The organism is Shewanella sp. MSW (genome assembly GCF_007636515.1).
GTDB lineage: Bacteria > Pseudomonadota > Gammaproteobacteria > Enterobacterales > Shewanellaceae > Shewanella > Shewanella indica.
Genome location: NZ_LVDR01000005.1, coordinates 37077 through 54846, shown reverse-complemented (window position 1 = coordinate 54846; position 17770 = coordinate 37077). Strand labels below are relative to the sequence as shown.

At 53.4% G+C, this 17770-nt stretch carries 14 protein-coding genes; 2 read left to right on the top strand and 12 right to left on the bottom strand.

Annotated features, from left to right (window positions below; genetic code table 11):
• Nucleotides 1–107: 107 nt before the first annotated feature.
• From AYI96_RS06665 to AYI96_RS06630, 9 genes are all read right to left on the bottom strand, one after another.
• A complete protein-coding gene (locus AYI96_RS06665) occupies nucleotides 108–413 on the bottom strand; it encodes a hypothetical protein (RefSeq protein ID WP_025009827.1) in 306 nt (101 codons plus the stop codon).
• A 280-nt stretch (nucleotides 414–693) separates the two neighbouring features.
• Nucleotides 694–4251: an ABC transporter permease/M1 family aminopeptidase gene (locus AYI96_RS06660; RefSeq protein WP_144361269.1), complete on the bottom strand. Its 3558-nt coding sequence runs from the start codon at nucleotides 4249–4251 to the stop codon at nucleotides 694–696.
• A 10-nt stretch (nucleotides 4252–4261) separates the two neighbouring features.
• Nucleotides 4262–5152: an ABC transporter ATP-binding protein gene (locus AYI96_RS06655; protein WP_144361268.1), complete on the bottom strand. Its 891-nt coding sequence runs from the start codon at nucleotides 5150–5152 to the stop codon at nucleotides 4262–4264.
• Between the two features lie 258 nt (nucleotides 5153–5410).
• Nucleotides 5411–5587, bottom strand: a complete 177-nt coding sequence (locus AYI96_RS20290) for a hypothetical protein (protein ID WP_186300033.1) — start codon at nucleotides 5585–5587, stop codon at nucleotides 5411–5413.
• A gap of 144 nt (nucleotides 5588–5731) precedes the next feature.
• On the bottom strand, nucleotides 5732–6802 hold the full coding sequence (gene oleD, locus AYI96_RS06650) for a 2-alkyl-3-oxoalkanoate reductase (protein WP_409928939.1): 1071 nt from the start codon (nucleotides 6800–6802) through the stop codon (nucleotides 5732–5734).
• A gap of 172 nt (nucleotides 6803–6974) precedes the next feature.
• Nucleotides 6975–8819, bottom strand: coding sequence for a fatty acid CoA ligase family protein (locus AYI96_RS06645; protein ID WP_409928938.1), 1845 nt, complete (start codon nucleotides 8817–8819; stop codon nucleotides 6975–6977).
• A gap of 1 nt (nucleotide 8820) precedes the next feature.
• Complete coding sequence (locus AYI96_RS06640) at nucleotides 8821–9807, bottom strand: alpha/beta fold hydrolase (protein ID WP_144361266.1); 987 nt, start codon at nucleotides 9805–9807, stop codon at nucleotides 8821–8823.
• Between the two features lie 102 nt (nucleotides 9808–9909).
• Nucleotides 9910–10959, bottom strand: a complete 1050-nt coding sequence (locus AYI96_RS06635) for a 3-oxoacyl-ACP synthase III (RefSeq protein ID WP_039033935.1) — start codon at nucleotides 10957–10959, stop codon at nucleotides 9910–9912.
• 201 nt (nucleotides 10960–11160) lie between these two features.
• Nucleotides 11161–12462: a class I SAM-dependent methyltransferase gene (locus tag AYI96_RS06630; protein ID WP_260852960.1), complete on the bottom strand. Its 1302-nt coding sequence runs from the start codon at nucleotides 12460–12462 to the stop codon at nucleotides 11161–11163.
• 27 nt (nucleotides 12463–12489) lie between these two features.
• On the opposite strand from AYI96_RS06630, the gene AYI96_RS06625 reads away from it, so the two are divergent.
• Together AYI96_RS06625 and AYI96_RS06620 are read left to right on the top strand one after the other, a co-directional pair.
• Nucleotides 12490–12684 carry a hypothetical protein gene (locus tag AYI96_RS06625; RefSeq protein ID WP_039033934.1) on the top strand — a complete coding sequence of 65 codons (195 nt, stop codon included), beginning with the start codon at nucleotides 12490–12492 and terminating at the stop codon, nucleotides 12682–12684.
• Nucleotides 12685–12995: 311 nt separating this feature from the next.
• On the top strand, nucleotides 12996–13250 hold the full coding sequence (locus AYI96_RS06620; RefSeq protein WP_039034010.1) for a DUF1289 domain-containing protein: 255 nt from the start codon (nucleotides 12996–12998) through the stop codon (nucleotides 13248–13250).
• 90 nt (nucleotides 13251–13340) lie between these two features.
• On the opposite strand, the gene AYI96_RS06615 is transcribed toward AYI96_RS06620, so the two are convergent.
• The 3 genes from AYI96_RS06615 to AYI96_RS06605 all read right to left on the bottom strand — a co-directional run bounded on the left by AYI96_RS06615 (nucleotide 13341) and on the right by AYI96_RS06605 (nucleotide 17593).
• Complete coding sequence (locus tag AYI96_RS06615) at nucleotides 13341–14867, bottom strand: peptide MFS transporter (protein WP_039033932.1); 1527 nt, start codon at nucleotides 14865–14867, stop codon at nucleotides 13341–13343.
• Between the two features lie 355 nt (nucleotides 14868–15222).
• Entirely contained in the window at nucleotides 15223–15582 is a 360-nt protein-coding gene (locus AYI96_RS06610; protein ID WP_025009816.1) for a YajD family HNH nuclease, read from the bottom strand.
• A gap of 25 nt (nucleotides 15583–15607) precedes the next feature.
• Complete coding sequence (locus AYI96_RS06605; protein WP_039033931.1) at nucleotides 15608–17593, bottom strand: BCCT family transporter; 1986 nt, start codon at nucleotides 17591–17593, stop codon at nucleotides 15608–15610.
• Nucleotides 17594–17770: the final 177 nt, after the last annotated feature.

Sequence of the window (17770 nt, the reverse complement as noted above, 5' to 3'; positions counted from 1 at the left end):
GTTTGTCGTCAGTTTGGGGTGTTGGCAGCGGTAATTAAGGACTAAGGAAGGTTGAGCGCTCGGCTTTCATAACACCTGTGACTGACAAACAGATAGATGCAACTATTTCAGCGGGACATATTAATGGAGATGACATTGTTGAAGATCTCCTTGTCAAATTGCTGCTCCAGTTGCTGCCGCCAAGGCATGGGGCAGACACGCACCAGAAAGAACTGCTCACGAGAAGTATCTGTCACAAACGCCATACCGTGCTGCATCAATTCATAGTGAATATCATGGACAAATACCATGGAAAAATTCTGCCGCCCGGTTAGCTGGTTGATATCCTCACGACTCATGCTGACCCCGTGTTCTACCTGCTCGAAGCGCTTATAAAGCCAGTCGGCAAACTCTTTGGCACTGACCATAGACATAATCCCATTCCTTATAGAAGTTTGAGCCACTCAAAGCTTTGTCAGCCGTTCGAAACCCAGCCAGATAGGCGATGGTATAGAGTGCCTATGACGAGACAAGTCAATTAATCATCGGCTGGCTATATTCATAAACTATAGTCGAGCACAGCAAACTAAGGAGTTGAATAGCCGTCAGCGCGGAAGGCGCCGCTGAATTGATAGGGAATACATGAGCAGAAAATGCCTCGCAAACTTAATTGCGAGGCATTTGGCTAAACGAAAGAAATTATTATAAGGTTTTCTAAAGCTTGAAAATATTATCCCCTGAATCCCTGTCTACCAGCTTGATGAAGGGATCGACCCCGACATAGGCAGGCTTTTCGCTCAGCACCAGTTCGAGATGATTCTCGCCGCTCTTGAGCCGGTATTTCTGCAGCGACAGCACCTGTTCATCCTGTTTGAGCTTGTCCGGGTTGACCTTGAAGGCGCCTATATCAATCCACTCGTCCAGCGGTACCTCCTGCTCAGCGCCCTTCTCTGAAGCGACCCGGCGCTGGGCATAGATATCCAGACTGACTTTAAACTGGCCTTCCGGCGTTTCGGTTACCTTGGCCTCGGTCAGACGCAGGTCATAGAGGCTGATTTCAGAGAAGGAGTCCTCAATGAAACGCGCCTCGGCGCCGTCCGTATCCCGCTTCAGATAGCTGAGCAGGTCCAGAGTGGTCGGGAAAGGATCGCCGCGGAACTTGTAGCGCTCAAGGAATGCCTTCAAATTGGCATTGAGCCGTTCTTCCCCCAGGCGGTCACGGATCCCCATCATGATCACCGAGCCTTTCTGATAATGGATATAACCCTGCCCTTCACTGCGCAGTAACGGCTGTTCGCCCTTGCTTTCCGATGAGCGACCTCGCAGGTAGCGGTCAAGCTCATACTTGAGGAATCGGCGCAGCATCTGCGGGCCATACTTGTGCTCCATCACCATCAGCGCCGAGTATTGTGACAGGCTCTCGGAGATAACCGCACTGCCCTGTACATCGGCAGCACCAACCTGATGCCCCCACCACTGGTGTGCCACTTCGTGGGCCGTCACATAATAGACGGGGTCAATATTGTCCGAGTTGCGCAGGTCGGTGATAAAGCCGATACGCTCAGAGTAAGGCACAGTGTTGGCAAAACTCTGGGCAAAGGAGCGATAACCGGGAAACTCTACTATACGCAGTTGCTTGTGTTGATAGGGACCAAAAGCCTGGGTGTAATAGTCGATAGAGTCTTTCACCGACTCTATCATTCGCTCCACGTTCCAATAGTGGGCCGAATGGTAGTACACCTCGATCACTATGCCCTTGTACTGCTGCCGGTCCACTTCGAAACGTCCGGAGAGGATCGAATAGAAGTTCACCATGGGGCTGTCCATCTTGTAATGGAAGAAGTTGCGACCATTTTCACGCCATTGCCGCTGCAGGTATCCAGGTACCAGTGCCATCTGTTGGCCCGAGGTGGAAACCGTGGCTTCAAAGTCGATAAAGTCGCCGTCTACGCCAAAGAAGTTCTGCCGATAAAAGCGCGTGTCTTCCAGCTTATTGGCTCTTGGTTTGTCTTCAAGACCACGTTTCTCACGCTCGTGGCGATCGCTGAGTTCATAACCTTCCTGATACCCAAACTGAGGCAGCAGCTCGATATTATTGATAAAGGTGCCGTTTTCGACCACAGACAGATCAAAGTTAGACTCTTCAACCCCTTGGGTTTCCCGAATCAAATGAATGCGGCCGCTGATTTTCTCCCCCGGCGGCAACGGCTTGTCAAACACCAGCCAACTGATATTGAACTTATCGTCAAACTCGCCCAGAGTCGCCCCCGGTAAGGTGATACTAAGATCTTCCGCGCGGGTGTGGGACGGTAGACTGACCAGTAATTTGCTTATCGGCTTGTCCTGTTTGTTGACCCAATCAAGCTTGATATCGGCCTCGATTCGCCGTGACTCGGGATAGATATCAATGTCGGCCTTGACTGCAGTGGTGGTCAGCACGGGCAAAGACGCATACTGCTTGAATTTCTTCTCATAGTCGGCACGCAGGTCGGTTTCCTCATCATTGGTATAGTAATGATTGACCACCTTGGTCTGGTAGAAGATATAGCTGCCGCTGGCAACAAACAGCAGCACACCAAAGGCCGCCAGCAAGCGTCCCTTGGCCCCCAGCTGACCGCCCAGCAGGGCAAACCTGTGTTTCAGAGGCTGTTTCGGCCCCCTGTGATAGAGACCATAACCCAGCACAAACAGCAGCAGTGAGAAACCGCCCCAATAGAGCATATACAGGCTGTGGCTCAAGAGTCCCCAGCCGTAACCATTCATATCCGAATAAACCAGGTAAGGGGAAGCGCCGAAGTTATACAGCGAATGACCAAATCCCCAACTTGCCATCACAAAGGTCGTCAGGTAGTAAGCGACAAACAGCCCAATACCGGCATACTTGTTCGGGCTGAGTACCTGAAAGAAGAACGCCAAAACCGCCGACATCAGCAGTGGCAACAGATAGTAGAAGCCCAACCTGATGGCGTATTGAGCCAATTCGAGATTGTACTGCCCCTTGAACAGTTGGAACGTAATTGTAGTCAGGGTCGCCAACAGGTACAGCAGCGCCATCACCAACACCACAGCCACCAGTTTGGAAGCCCAGAACACCAGGTTCGGCACCGGCAGACTGTCGACTATGTCCCCCATTCCGGAGTTGCGCTCACGCCAGACAATCTCGGCGCTGTAGTAGATGAGTACTATCACCATCAACAAGCCGGTGGCCCCGGCAATATTATCGACCATGTCCTGGGTCAGCGGCCAGTTGGAGGTACCATACCAACCAAAATCACCGAACATGGGCCCAACCAGGTTAAAGACGGTGAGCAGCCCCAAAATCACAAACGGTGCTGTGTAGAGCACCTGGCGGATTTCAAAGCCGACTCGAGCCTTGAACTGCGCCGAAGTCGATGGCGAGCTTGCGCGGCTCAGTTGCTGCAAAGGCTGCAATGTCGGGGTTGCAGACTGCTTGCCGGCGCGTTTGTCCTTCTTGCGAGTAAGTGTTGGTTGGCGCCAAACCTTGGCTACAAGCAGCAAGATGACAGCCAGAGAAAGCCACATGGCGCGGTTGCTGAGCATAACACCGGTCAGCTCCACCAACTGGGTGTTTTTCTCGGCTATGGTCCAGTAACGGGTAAGGTCGGCAAAGGTGCGCAGTGCAAAGGGATCCAACATGGCCGCCAGGGTGCGAAACTGCGGCTGGCTGGCCAGTTCGCCGGTGAGGTTATAGATAATAAGCAGTGCTACGGCGGTCAGATACAAACCCATCATGGAGCGAAAACGGCTGGCCATGGCATAAAACAGCGCCGATATCAGCAACAGGCTAGGCGCGGCCAACAGCAGCAAGGGCAGCAGATAATAGCTGAGCCGATTTTCACCGAAACGGCTGGCATCGACCCAAGGCATAAAAGAGCCGAGCCACATCGCCAGCGGCACCATGGAAAACACCGCCATGACCACCAGATAACTGCCGAAAAAACGCCCCAACTGATAGGCCAGCGGTGTCAGCGGTTTGGAATAGATCAGTTCCTCCATCCCGTGCTGCTGGTTGCGCACCGCTGTGCTACCGACAAAGTTGACCACGGCAAACATGGAGATAAAGCTCATGATCAGCAGGGTCTGGGCAATGCTGAAGGGGCTGTTCTTCAGCACCTCTCCGCCACCACCTATCTGCACATTGTTGGATACAACGGATAGAAAGCTGATTAAAAACAACAGCAAAGATACAACATAAAAAGATGGCTGCCGCAGATAGTAGCGCCATTCAAAGCGTAACATGGAAACAAACATGGGCAGTTCCTCAGGCAGCCTGAACCGGCTTGCTGTTGCGGTGGCGATGCAGGGTGCTGAAATAAAGATCTTCCAACCCCGGCGTTGCCTGAGTAAAACCTTCCGGCGCCGAATCGGCCCAGACATGCAGCACAGTGCGACCGGCAAACAGGCGTTTGGCAATCACATTGAGCTGTTGTTCAAGCTCGCTGACCTCGGCCTGGCTAACGGTGCGAGTCCAAATTTTTTGCTCCAAAGAGGCCACCAAATCCATGGGATTACCCTGCAGCAGGATCTGACCAGCGGCGAGCACCGCCATATTGGCGCAAAGCTCCGAGACATCTTCCACTATATGGGTCGAGAGGATAATCACCTTCTCTTCCCCCAGGCTCACCAATAGGTTGTGGAAACGGTTGCGCTCCTCAGGATCCAGGCCGGCAGTGGGTTCGTCGACAATCAACAGTTTGGGGTCGCCAAGCAGCGCCTGCGCAATCCCGAAACGTTGACGCATACCGCCGGAAAAACCGCTGACCGCCTTATTCTTATGTTGATAAAGGTTGGTGTGTGCCAGTAAGCCATCCACCATCTCACGCCGTTCACCCTTGTTGTTGATCCCTTTGAGAATAGCCAGGTGATCGAGCAAGTCCCAGGCGCTGATCCTGGGGTAAACATTAAAATCCTGCGGCAGATACCCCAGGGTCTGGCGCAATTTTTGCGGCTGTTTGAGAATGTCTATGCCGTCGAAACTAATGCTGCCGCTATCGGCACTTTGCAATGCGGCTATGGTGCGCATCAAAGAGGATTTGCCTGCACCGTTGGGACCGAGCAGACCAAACATCCCTTTCTCTACCTGTAGATTTACATTATCCAGTGCCTTAACACCGTTATCATAGGTCTTGCTTAGGGCTTCGATACTGAGCATAGTTTCCTCATGCCGGAGAGATAAATGATGACCAAGCTAGCATGATTTAAACCTTGCGACCCGCAAAACTTGTAACAAAAAATCATACATTTAACATACTTTGTTCGCTAACACCGATAACCTTTTACTGGACACTTTCTCTTGTGCCGTTTGCCAATGGCTCGAGGCATCATCAAGAAGAATTAGCAGATACATTGATTATCCTGAGCGGCCCCCCCTGGTTCGCGCTCCAAAAAATGTCGCCGGTGATGGATTATGCTATGTGCGGTACCTTGGCTGGACTATTTCACTTTTTTGCAGCGCCACCTCAGGAAAGGGCTCAAGGCTGACTTGTCCCAGGCTAAGGCGACTGTCGGCAAGGGTGAGTCTGATACGTTTGGCGTTGAATTCGATATAAATAAGCGCCGGCTTTGTGCCGGACAACAGCTGCAACATATCATTTGCTTATGATTTTCTTGAGCTTAGGGAAGCCGACTTCGACTTGCCCCGGCATGCCTTCAGTCAGATGCCTTGAACGCCAATTGCTGTGTAGCCACTCTCTACAAAAGAGAAGGCCACGAGGACTTATTCGCACCTTCCTTAGTTCGAGTGACCAAGAGAGCGCCTTAGCTTACTCATCCCCTGTTCCATACTGACGATAACCCTGTAATCCAAGTCACGCTTGGCGGCTGAGATGTCATAGTAATGGCTGCAGGAAAGTTGTTTGGCGACAAAGCGGGTCATCAGTGGCTCCTGCTTGATAGCCAGCAGTCGGTATATTCCTTCGAGCATGGCGCCAATGGCGTAGGCCAAAGTGGCCGGCACCCGCTTTTCCACCGCGGGTAAATTGTCACAGGCAAGAATGCTGTCGAGCATGGCCGCCATAGTCAGGGGCTGATCGTTACTGACAAAATAGGCCTTGCCATTGCAGCGGCTAGGTTCGGCCAGCAGGCTTCTGGCCGCACTCAGGTGGGCAAAGGCGGCATTGTCGATATAGATGGTGTCCACCAATTTGTCTTCACGGCCCACCAACTTGAGCCGGCCCTTGCGACCTCGCTCCAGCACGCGGGGCACCAAATGAGGATCGCCAGGCCCCCAAATCAGGTGCGGCCGAATGGCCACTGTCTTCAAGCCCTCTTTGGCACCGGCCAGCACCAACTCTTCCGCTTCCGACTTGGAGGCGCCGTAATGGTTGAGATAACGCCTGGCATAGGGAACCGACTCATCGATACCGGCCTCATCCTTGCCATCGAAGGTGACACTCGGCGTGCTGGTATAGACCAGATAACCAATCCCCAATTCACGGGCGCAGGCGATGATGTTTTCTGTCCCCAACACATTGGGGCGAAAATAGCTTGCTCTGCCACCCCAGACTCCAGCCTTGGAGGCAACGTGAAAGATAAGCTCACAGCCATCGAGGGCTTGTTTCAATGCTTGCTTGTCGCAAATATCGGCGCGCACCATGGTGGCTCCCATGGCCTCGAGCGCCGGATAATGGCCCCTGGCCACCCCCACTACCTGAATACCGGCGGCCAGCAGCGGCCGACATATGGCCGCTCCCAAAAAGCCTCCGGCGCCTGTCACCAATACCCGCTTGACTCGGGTCGCGAGTTCCCGGGCCAGCGCCAACAGCTCGGGATGAAGTTCATCATGCCCTTTCTCTTGTGACAAAGCCGCGGTCTCTTGTAATAAAGCAGCAGTCTCTTGTGACAAAGCCGCTGGCAAATCCTGCGACGAGGCCGGTGAACAGTCCTGTGATGACGAGGCTATTGACTCAGGTGATTGAGATCGTGGTGCAGATGTGGCCATAGTGGGTTTCTGTCTCTGTTATCTATTTTGGTTTTCAGCCGTTTCCATCCAACTGTTTTTGCGCCCAAACGGCAAGTTGCTCGCGAAATATCTTGGCATTGTGGCGCACATCCATGGGAAACCCCGGATGCAACATAAAATGCCTGATGCCCCGGGTCAGTGGCTGCTTGTCGGCAAGTGCCTGCAACTCGGTAAACAGCTGTTGCTGCTCGACTGGCGACAGGGATTGCTCAAGCTCGATGCAGATAAGCGGCGCTTTTTCGGGCACAGTGCTATCAGGGGAAGTGCTATCAAGAGAAGTGCTATCAGCGCCAGTAGTATAAGAGAAAGTGCTCTCTTGGACTTTCCCACCGCCGCCAGGCTTATTCTGCGTCAGTTCAACGCCAACCAATGCCGAACGTTTAACCTGAGGATGGGTATTGAAAATCCGCTCACAGGGAATAGACAGATAGCGCTTTTGCAGCTCACCGTCCTCAATGACATCCACTCTGTGGGCCTTACGGCCACACATCCATAAACGGCCCTCTGCATCAAGATAACCGAGATCGCCCATCCGGTGCAGTTGCCTGCCTTCATAGGCAATCTTGGCCTGTTTGTTGGCGCCTTCACGGCGATAGTAGCTCTGGTTGACCACAGCGCCGTCAACGACGATTTCGCCTATCTCCCCCGTCGCCAACTCGAGAGTCGGCGACCAACTGTCGATGGCATCTTCACTGATCCCTATGATACTGACCCTTATTCCGGATACCGGCTTACCGACACAGATGCCGCCGCCCTTGTCGGTGATGGCGGCGGTAGCGCCAAGCGCCTTGCTGCCAATCATGGAGACTGGCAGGGATTCGGTGGCGCCATAGGAGTTGAGCACTTCGACATCCTCGGCCAACATGGCGGAGAAACGCGCTATCGCCTTGGGGTCGGCCGGCGCGCCGGCCGATATCACCCGCTTCAGGCTGTGCAGCTGGCGCCCGTTTCCGCCCTGTCCCAAACGGTCGAGCAAGGCGGGATTCACGAACATATTGCTGCAGGCATAGTGCTCTATGGCAGCAAACAGGTTTTCCGGTCTGGCGGTTATCGGTTTGCTGGCATCCATTTCAGGTACAATTGATGCCATCCCCAGCGCCGGACCAAAAAGGGCAAATAGCGGGAAGGTAGACAGATCCCGCTCGCCGGGACGAATGCCATAGTCATTTCGCAGCGCGGTTATCTGCGCCTCAAACATGCCGTGGCTGTAGACCACGCCTTTTGGGGTGCCGGTGCTGCCACTGGTAAACAAGATGGCCGCCATCTGCTGCGCGCCGAGCTGCGCCATGGGAAATGTGGCTGACTCGGGTGCCCTGGCCAGCAAACGGCTGACACTGCTGCCACCCCAAGGAGGGTTACGGCCAAGAAAGCCTTCACCTGCCGTCAGCAACAAGCGGATACTGGGTTTGCCCCAACCGAACAGCAATCTGGCCACATGGGCCTTGGGGATCCCGATAAAGGCGTCGGGTTCGGCTTCGGCCAGACACTGCTTGAGCTTGGCGATCCCCATACCTGGGTCCACCATCACAGGGATGATCCCCGCCTTGAACAGGGCAAAGGTAAGCACAAAAAACTCTATCCCCGGAGTCACCATAAGCACGGCTTTCATCCCAGGCTTGAAGCCATAGTCGAGCAAGGCGCAAGCGAGTCGGTCGCTGTCGCTGTCCAGGGTCTTGAAATCAAGCTCCTGGTAACTGAACTTGCCAGCGCGGCGGCGCTGCACTGCAACCGCCAGGTCCTCGCTCTGGCTGATGGCCGCCTGTTTCAGGTGGCGACACAGGTTGTGCCCCTTGGCAGAGTTTGCCTCCGGGGCCGGTTCATTGGCAGCCATTTGCGAGTCTTCGGCGGGTGGGAGCATCTCAGTCAGCGCTCCCGGCTAAGGCGGTTTCCGCCGATGCCTTTTCGTCAGCGTTAGATGTTTGTTCGTCGGCGCTTTTAGTCACTGCCGTTTCAGCAATAAAGCGGCGAATATGGGCTATCACCTCATCACTGGCGTCTTCAAGAATATAATGGCCGCAGTCGGCAAAGGCATGCAGCTCGGCTTTGGGCAAGCGCTGCTGCCAACCTTCAAGGAAGTGCCGGTCAAAGACAAAGTCCTTGAGGCCCCAAAGAATAATGGTCGGCACCTGGGTAAACTGCTGCAAACTGGCATCAATCGACTGTACCAACTCCCAGTTTCTGTCACCGGGCTTGAGCGGAATATCCTGTACAAACCTCAAAGTAGAGATCCGATTTTGCCAAGAGTTGAATGGTGCCACGTAGGCGCGGCGCACATCCGCAGCCATGGGCGCACGTTTGACTCCCACATAGGAAGCGGCGGACGAGAAGGCATTGAAGCCCCGCACCAGCAGGGTGCCAAGCGCGGTATCGCGGCAGATTTTCAGCGCCAGCGGCAAGGGCTTGCTCTCTGGCAAACCAAAGGCTGCGGTATTGAGCAGCACCAGGCGTTTAATCCTCTCGGGATAGCGAGCGGCATAGCCCATGCCTATCATGCCGCCCCAGTCATGCAGCACCAGCGTGATATTGCTGCGAATATCCAGACTGTCCAGCAGTGCTTCCAGATCGTCGATACGTTGCGCCAGCGTATAGTCATAGGCATCATCGCCCGGTTTGTCGGACAAGCCGCAGCCGATATGATCCGGCACCACGCATTCATATTGGTCGCTTAACGCCTGCACCAGGTTACGGTAGTAAAAAGACCAACTGGGGTTACCGTGCACCATCACCACGGCATCGGGGCGTCGGCCGTTAATTCCGGCGGGTTTTTCATGCACATAATGCAGTTTGTGGCCGCCGAGCGTGATGAAATGACGCTTGAACGGGAAGAGTGTATCTAGGGTGGCCATTGGCTATCCTGTTGTTAATTTTGGTTATTTAGGCACTATTCTAATGGGCTCTGTCGAATGGGCTCTGTCAAATGGGCATTGTCTAAAGCCTATATCAAGAGCTTACCAGCGCAGCCCCAGCATCATGCAGTTGAGTCCAGAGCCTATGCCAAGAAAGCTCACCCGGTCGCCTGCCTGCAAAAAGCCTTCACCATGGGCCAGCGCCGCCGACACAGGCAAAGAGACAGTGCCCATATTGCCAAGGCGGGCAAAGGTGGGAAACTCTTTGTGCTCGGCAATGCCCAGGGCGCCCAGTACTTGCTTTCGGTTGGCAGCACCCACCTGATGACAGATAACCTTATCCACCTGTCCGGCAAGCCACTGGCGCTGCTGCAAAAACTGCTCCCAGGTCTGGCGCGCCAGCTCCACCCCCTCCTTCAAAAGGGCAACGGCATCTGTGCGCATCACCTCACGGTAGAGGCGGTTACCGACCTCGACAAAACCCCACTGACACATCTGATGATGCTCCGGCGCCGCCAACTGACTGGCACCGAGCAACTGATGCTTGCGGGAGGTGGTAAGCGGCAAGCTACCATCTGTGAGGATAACGGCCACGGCACCTGAGCCGCCGGTCAGGGTGGCCAGAGACGCCGCAAAGTTTGCCATGCTGGGATCGGCCAGCATCTGCTCTATGGACGCCTCGACTATCTCCCGGGATGATTCACAGGACACTACCATACCGGCGCGGATCTGCCCCAGTTCAATACGGTTGGCCACATCCAGAATACCGGACAGGACTCCCAGGCAGGCGTTGCTGATATCAAAAACGGCGCAGTCACGCCCGATACCTATGGCAGAAGCCACAGCGCAAGCCGTGGCCGGCTCATGCTGGTCACGGCACACGCCGGTGTAAACCAAGGCGCCAAGTGCTTTGGGCTCCAGCCCAGTCTCGGCCAGCGCCTTTTGGGCGGCGCACACTGCACCTTGGGAAACCTTGAAGCCCTTGGGCCACCAACGACGCTCCTCAATGCCTGTCAGGGCAGCGAGTTGCCCAATGGGGATACGAAACTTTTGATAAAGCGGCGCAAGCCGGGATTCCAACTCGCGGCTGGACACCATTTCCGGCGCCAACTCATAAGCCAGACTATTGATATACACACGGGAATAATTCATGAAAAGCCAATCGCTCTCTCGGGCGCTCTGTGCCCTTGTTATCTTTTGGGGTCGTGATAATTAACTCTTATGCCCCAGGCTGGCGTCATTTGACCAAGAAACGCCGGGGTATTCAATAAAAAACGCATTAAGCCGGTACCTGGCGCCGACTAATTCCCCGCTTGCGAGACATCTCTGTCCAAGCGGGCCTTGTTATTTCATTTATCGGCCACCAGGCAACCAGGCATGGATCAAAGCGTTGCGCGGCGTGGTGGCCTGTTCGCAAAAGGCGCCGAGCTGTACCCGGTAACCTGCCTCCAACAGGAAACAGACCCTATCAAGCAGCAGGTACCGTTCAATAACCGGCCGAAACAGATGTGCCGCCAAGTCAATACGGGCGGTTAATCTGCGCCTTTGCTCCCCCAAGTGCTGATAGGCGGCAAAATCCACCGCCTCAGGCAATAGCACTCCCTTTTGCGCCGCGGCCCAAAGACAGAACTCCTTAAAGCTGCCGGACAACTGACTCTGCCGCACAGCAGGCAGTGGTAGATAAGTGTCCCGAGTGCGCACTTCACGCTGCAGACTATCGAATCCGAGCCGCCAACTGACCTCTTTGATCCTGTCGGCGCGCGCCTTTTGATTGGCAATAACACTGTGATTAAGCGGCAGTTGCAGCGCCGCCTTATCCAATCGCAGCGCCTGCTCTTGGGCACCTAGACTCAAGGGGGTGATATCGCCGGAGGGCAAGAGGTGATAACAACAAGGGGAAACCGAGACCACGGCGGTACCACTTGCAACCGCGCGGCGCAACAGCGTCAGGTGCAGCTCGCCGCAGGCATGCAGCGCAATGGCATGCTGCTTGGGCTTGAGATAACAAGGCTCGGCAGCAAAGGCATCGGCGCAGACAAATTGCTGCGGCAAGTTACGTTTTTTTGCCGCTAGCTCGCCGGCTTCGCACAAAGATGCTTGCCACTCCAGGCTCAATACCGCCTTGCCGCTCAAGGCGCTGAGCAGGCGCCCGAGATGCCCTTTCCCGGCGCACCACTCCAATAAAGGAAAGGGGTTGTTATGGGTGGCTATAGTATTGGCAAAGCGGCTTATCTGCTGCCATTTTCGGCCCTTGATACCGGCGCTGAGCCGAGCCTCGGTTGACGCGCAGAGCTTAGGTTGGTCGTTATCCTTTGCAGGTGCCGGATAATCAAAGAGCTGCCAGGCAAAGTGTCTCTTGTCCCACAGGGCCAATTCATGCTCGCTCAAACCTGCAGCCAAGGCTGGCCAAAGGGTTGCCAACAACAATGACTGACTGGCATCCACAGTCTCGAGCGCATCGTCATCAATAGCCCAGAGCGCTGCGGCCAGCTTGGCAAAGCGCTGCTGCCAGGGAAGCTTGTGGTGCTCGAAACTTCTGACACTCCAAAGCTCGCGGCTTGAGAGCAACAATTGGCTGAGCTGTTGAAGCTCTGCTTTCACCTCGGGCAAGCTGCAATCAACTGCCGTCAGCCGGGTTTCAACCCTGTAAGCCACTGGCTCGGCTTGCCGGGAGGAATTCTGTTGGCAGTCACACATTTTACTGGCCCGATTAACTTAAAAGGGCTGCATTATAGCCCCTGGCTGCCTTTGAGGAAAATAGCGTTCCAAAGCAGCAAACTGGGGGCAAAGCCTTTGCGCAAGCTGGGGTTGAGTCTCCCGCTTGCTGATAGCTTTACAGCCAAAGGAAAAACCAGCAGTAAAGACAAATTCACATAACAAATTGATTAAAAATGGATAATTATTTCAATAAACTATGCCTAAAGCCCGAGTCATCATTTTTCCTGGCGGCCTGGCAACGAAAGCTGCCGCCGCTGTTTTCAGGTATAAATTTGCTCAAAGCTTTTACCGCGGCATCTGCCACAATAGACTGGTGCCCTCAAGCTGGCAAAACTATCGAACGAACTCAATCTAACGAACTCAATCTAACGAAATGGTCGAGTGAAATCGGTCGAGCGAAATCAATCGCGCCAATTCACGGCGCTACATTCGGCCGCTGAACAGAATATTGATAAAAAGGATGTTGAATGATCCAATCTCCCTGTGTGGCGCGCTGCGGCCTCAATGAAGATGACTTTTGTATGGGCTGCCTGCGCCATATAGATGAAATCGTCAATTGGAGCCGCTGCCCGGACGAAGATAAACGCGCCATTATTGCCAAACTCCCGGAGCGAAAACGCGCTTTTTCGGGCATGGAAAACAGCGGCATTATCAGTAGAGACAAATACCTCGAGGCAGAGGCCAGGCTTGGGCGCAGCGACAAGAGCAAAGCAAAAAAAGCGTGATACAACTTCAAGCGTTCAAGGCAACCAAGCCTTCAATAAAGAAAAAGACCGCTATTGCGGTCTTTTTGGAATTTATGGGTCACTCAGACATTACTGCGCTGAGCCGGCAGCGCCATTACCGTTATGGGAATGGTGAGTTTCTGTAAGACGACGCATCAGCGGCAATACCGCCAGCGCGATAAAGGTACAAACCAGCGCCGCAATCCCCAACTTGTTGAACAAGCTAGTATAGATAGGCAGAGTCTCAAGCGGATCTGTAATGTTCTTCGGCACACTGGCGAAGTTGGCCACCACACCACCCAGATACTGAGAGATGCCCGAGGCGACAAAGTAAGCCCCCATCATAAAGCCACCCATGCGCTCAGGTACGTAACGGGCAATCATCGCCAAGCCCAAACCACTGACCAGCAGCTCACCGAGTGAGTATGCACCGTAACCCCAGATCATCACCCAGGAAGAGGTCTTGCCATCGACGGCGAACATACCGGCGAAGCTGTAGATGAAGAAACCCAGCGCCACTACGGCAAAACCCAGTGCGAACTTGGCAGCGATGGAAATATCCTTGTTGTTACGTCCGGCAGAGGCATAAACCCAGGCCAGCACAGGGCTAAGCAACATGATCCAGATAGGGTTCAAGGCCTGGAACTGCGCCGGTGACCAAGTCCACAGATCGACACCGAAGGCCTGGAAGTTCCAATCGACGTTACGCAGGGCAAACAGCGCCAGCGAGGTAGACATCTGCTGGTAGAACACAAAGAAGAATACAGTTTGTACCGTCAGTACCAAGGCGGCTATCAAACCGGCACGCTCACTGGTTTCACTGTTTTTAATCAGGTAGATAAAGATACCGAGTACGGCAGCACCTGCGGTGTAAACAAAGGCGCGGGCCACATCTTCATATTCAAGGATAAAGGCTGAAGCCACTACAGAAAGGGCCGCCAGGCCGAGTACCGCAAACAGCTTATTCATTTCCACCGGACGGGTATCCGGCTCTGAGCCATAGTTGGCCAGAGTTTTACGCATCATGGCGTAGTTGCCCAGTCCCACCAGTAAGCCCACGCAGCAGACGGCAAAAGCCGCGTGCCAACCGAACTCGTTGCCATAGTTGGCGTTGACGTAATCTTTAATCCAGGGAGTCAACAACATGGAGAAAGTAGAACCTACATTCACCGCCATGTAGTAGATGGTAAAGGCGCTGTCTATCTTGGAGTCGTCCCCCTCATAGATTTTACGCACCAGGTTACCGGCATTGGGTTTGAACAAACCGTTACCGACAACAATTACCCCCAGAGCCGAAAACAGGAACCAGGTGTTTTCGGTTGGCACTGTCATCAAGGCATAACCCAGAGACAGAATACCGGCACCGAGCAACATGGTGCGCTTGGTACCGAGGATCTTATCCCCGACCCAACCACCAATCGCCGGCGACACATAAATCAATGCGGCACAGGCACTCCATACCAGGTTGGCGCGACTGTCCTCAAACCCTAGACGCTGTACCATGAAGTACACGATAAGCGCCTGCATACCGTAATAACCGAAACGTTCCCATAGCTCGATAAGTGACACAGTCATAAAAGAATGTGTCTTACTTACCTTAGGAGACCCTAATGTCATTTTGCTTGCTTCCATCTTGATTTGAAATAATTGTCAGACGAGTATAAAACTGCAGGCCGCACAATCCAACGCAAACTCTGGGGCAAAACACACTTTGTCGCAATTCTCCTACTCAGCTCAAATTCCATTGGCGACTTTTTCAACAATACTGGGTTATTCAAAAGAGTAAAGCGAAGCAAACCTAGCTGTAACAAGGTTTTTTACTGGTTAATGAGAATATTTATCAGTATCAAAATCACCGCAAAGCCAAGGTCAGAACCGCTTTTATCAGCGCCTTTGATATAAAAAAACCGCCCTTGGATAGACGGTTTCCATTGAGTAGCCTACGCCTTATCAGGCCGAGCAAGATAGGCGGTCAATCTTTGGCTGCCATTCTCGCCTTGAGATCGGCAAACGGATTGAAAGTGGCCGGCGCCTGTTTGGCTTCACTGGTGTCGCCGTACTGCACCAGCTCTTCAAACCTGGAATGCTCATTGTCATGGCAGTAGAGGCACAACAGCTCCCAGTTAGAGCCATCTGAAGGGTTATTGTCGTGATTGTGGTCTCTGTGATGCACAGTCAACTCACGCAAGTTCTTGTGGGTGAACTCCCTGGCACAGCGGCCACAAACCCAGGGATACAGCTTGAGCGCCTGCTCCCGATAGCCTTTTTCACGACTCGCCTGATACTCACGGGCCTGTGCCAGCACCCGATCCAATTTACTCTGTTCTGCCATCTTTCTTTTCCGATGAACGGGCCGCTTAGTGGCCCTCTACATATTCTGCACTGGACAGATGCAGATAGTGCAGGTATTTCTCATACTGAGTCACCACATCTGCCTGGATCTGCTCTTCCGTATAACCCATCACATCATAATACTGTCCACCATGTTCGAGAAAGACTTCAACCCGGAAGTAGTTATTTTGTGATTCATCCTCACCTTCTTCCTGAGTTTGATGGGTCACAGGCAGCGTAAAGGCACGGATCCGCAAGCCATAAACAAAAGTCTGCACCTCTTCATTTTCGATAACCAACCTCACCCTGTCTTCATCGTACTGGAGATCAGCATTGATACCGCGGGATAAAAATCCCTGAGAGACCTTGGACAGCGCCGGTGTTGCCACGTTGTCGACAAAGCGCCGCGCCTGCTCGTAAGAGGGATGCGACACCAGCACATCTATTCTGTCTTCCCAGGACACGCTGGTTCTGGCGTACTGCACACTGGTGGTATGCAGCTGCACACTATTGATTTTGAGCCAGTCATCCTGCAACGCCTTGAACAGGCCAAAGCAGATAAGCAACATCACCAACAAGAACGGCATGGCACTGGCAATCGCCGCCGTTTGCAGCGCCTGCAAGCCACCGGCGAGCAGCAGTACAGAAGCCACTAAACCCTGCATCAAAGCCCAAAAAATCCGCTGCCATACAGGTGCATCGGCATCACCGCCTGAGGTGAGGTTGTCGATAACCAAAGAGCCGGAGTCTGACGAAGTCACAAAGAAAGTCACCACCAGACACACGGCGATAATGGACAGCAGATTGGACAGCGGCAAATGCTCAAAGAAAGTAAACAGGGCGACCGATACATCGGTGGAAACCGCAGTAGCCAGATATTCTGCGCCATGATTCATGATGGCATCTATCGCCGAATTACCGAAAACCGTCATCCACAAGAAGGTGAAACCACTGGGAACAAACAAAATCCCCACCAGAAACTCACGAATGGTACGGCCACGGGAGACCCGGGCGATAAAGGTACCGACAAAAGGTGACCAGGAGATCCACCAGCCCCAGTAAAGCAGAGTCCAGCCACCGAGCCAATCATTCTTCTGCTCGTAGGCATAAAGGTTGAAGGTCTTGCTCACCAGTTCACTCAGGTAACCACCTGTGTTTTGCACGAAAGACTGCAGCAGAGCGACGGTTGGACCAAACAGCAGCACTATCATCATCAGCACAAAAGCCAGCCCAAGGTTAAGCTCACTTAAGCGCTTTACCCCCTTATCAAGGCCGGAAAACACAGAGCCTGTGGCGATAAGAGTAATACCTATGATCAGTGCCACCTGCACCCCGGTATTGATAGGGAATATATCACCCAATAGATAATTAAGCCCCGAGTTAACCTGCAATACCCCGAAACCCAAAGAGGTAGCCACACCAAACATGGTACCCAATACGGCAAAAGTATCGACACAGTGACCTATAGGGCCATAAATACGTTCGCCAATCAGAGGGTAAAGTGCGCTTCGTGGCAGCAGTGGCAACTTATGCCGATAACTGAAGTAGGCCAGACTCAAGGCCACTACCGCATAGATGGCCCAGGCATGAATACCCCAGTGAAAGAAGGTGATCTTCATCGCTTCTTTGGCGGCTTCAACTGTATGGGGATCCGCATCCGGCGGCGCCAGATAATGCATCACAGGCTCACCGACCCCAAAGAACATCAAGCCTATTCCCATACCGGCAGAGAACAGCATGGCAATCCAGCTCTTATAGCTGTAATCCGGCTCGGCATGATCCGGCCCAAGCTTGATATCACCGAAGCGACTCACCATCACAAAGATGATGAATACCAGAAAAATCGCCACACCCATGATGTAGAGCCAACCCGCCTTCAACTCCAGCCAAGATTGAGCTGCCTTGAACAATTCCTGTGCCTCATTCGGCCAAACCGCGCCGACAAACACCAGAATAGCGATACAGATCAGTGACGAAAAAAACACCGGAGGATTAATACTCGACTTAATCAAATTTTGCGCTCCTTTTTACGGATAATTAGCGCCGCCTGCGAGCAAGTTCCTAAATTATAGCGGAACTCGGCCGGGGACAACGCTTATCCAAAGCCACACCAAAAGCTTATAGAGTGTTTATGTGCAATATGTGACACCCTTCCGCGGACAAGCTCTCGGCTTGATTTAAATGGAAGA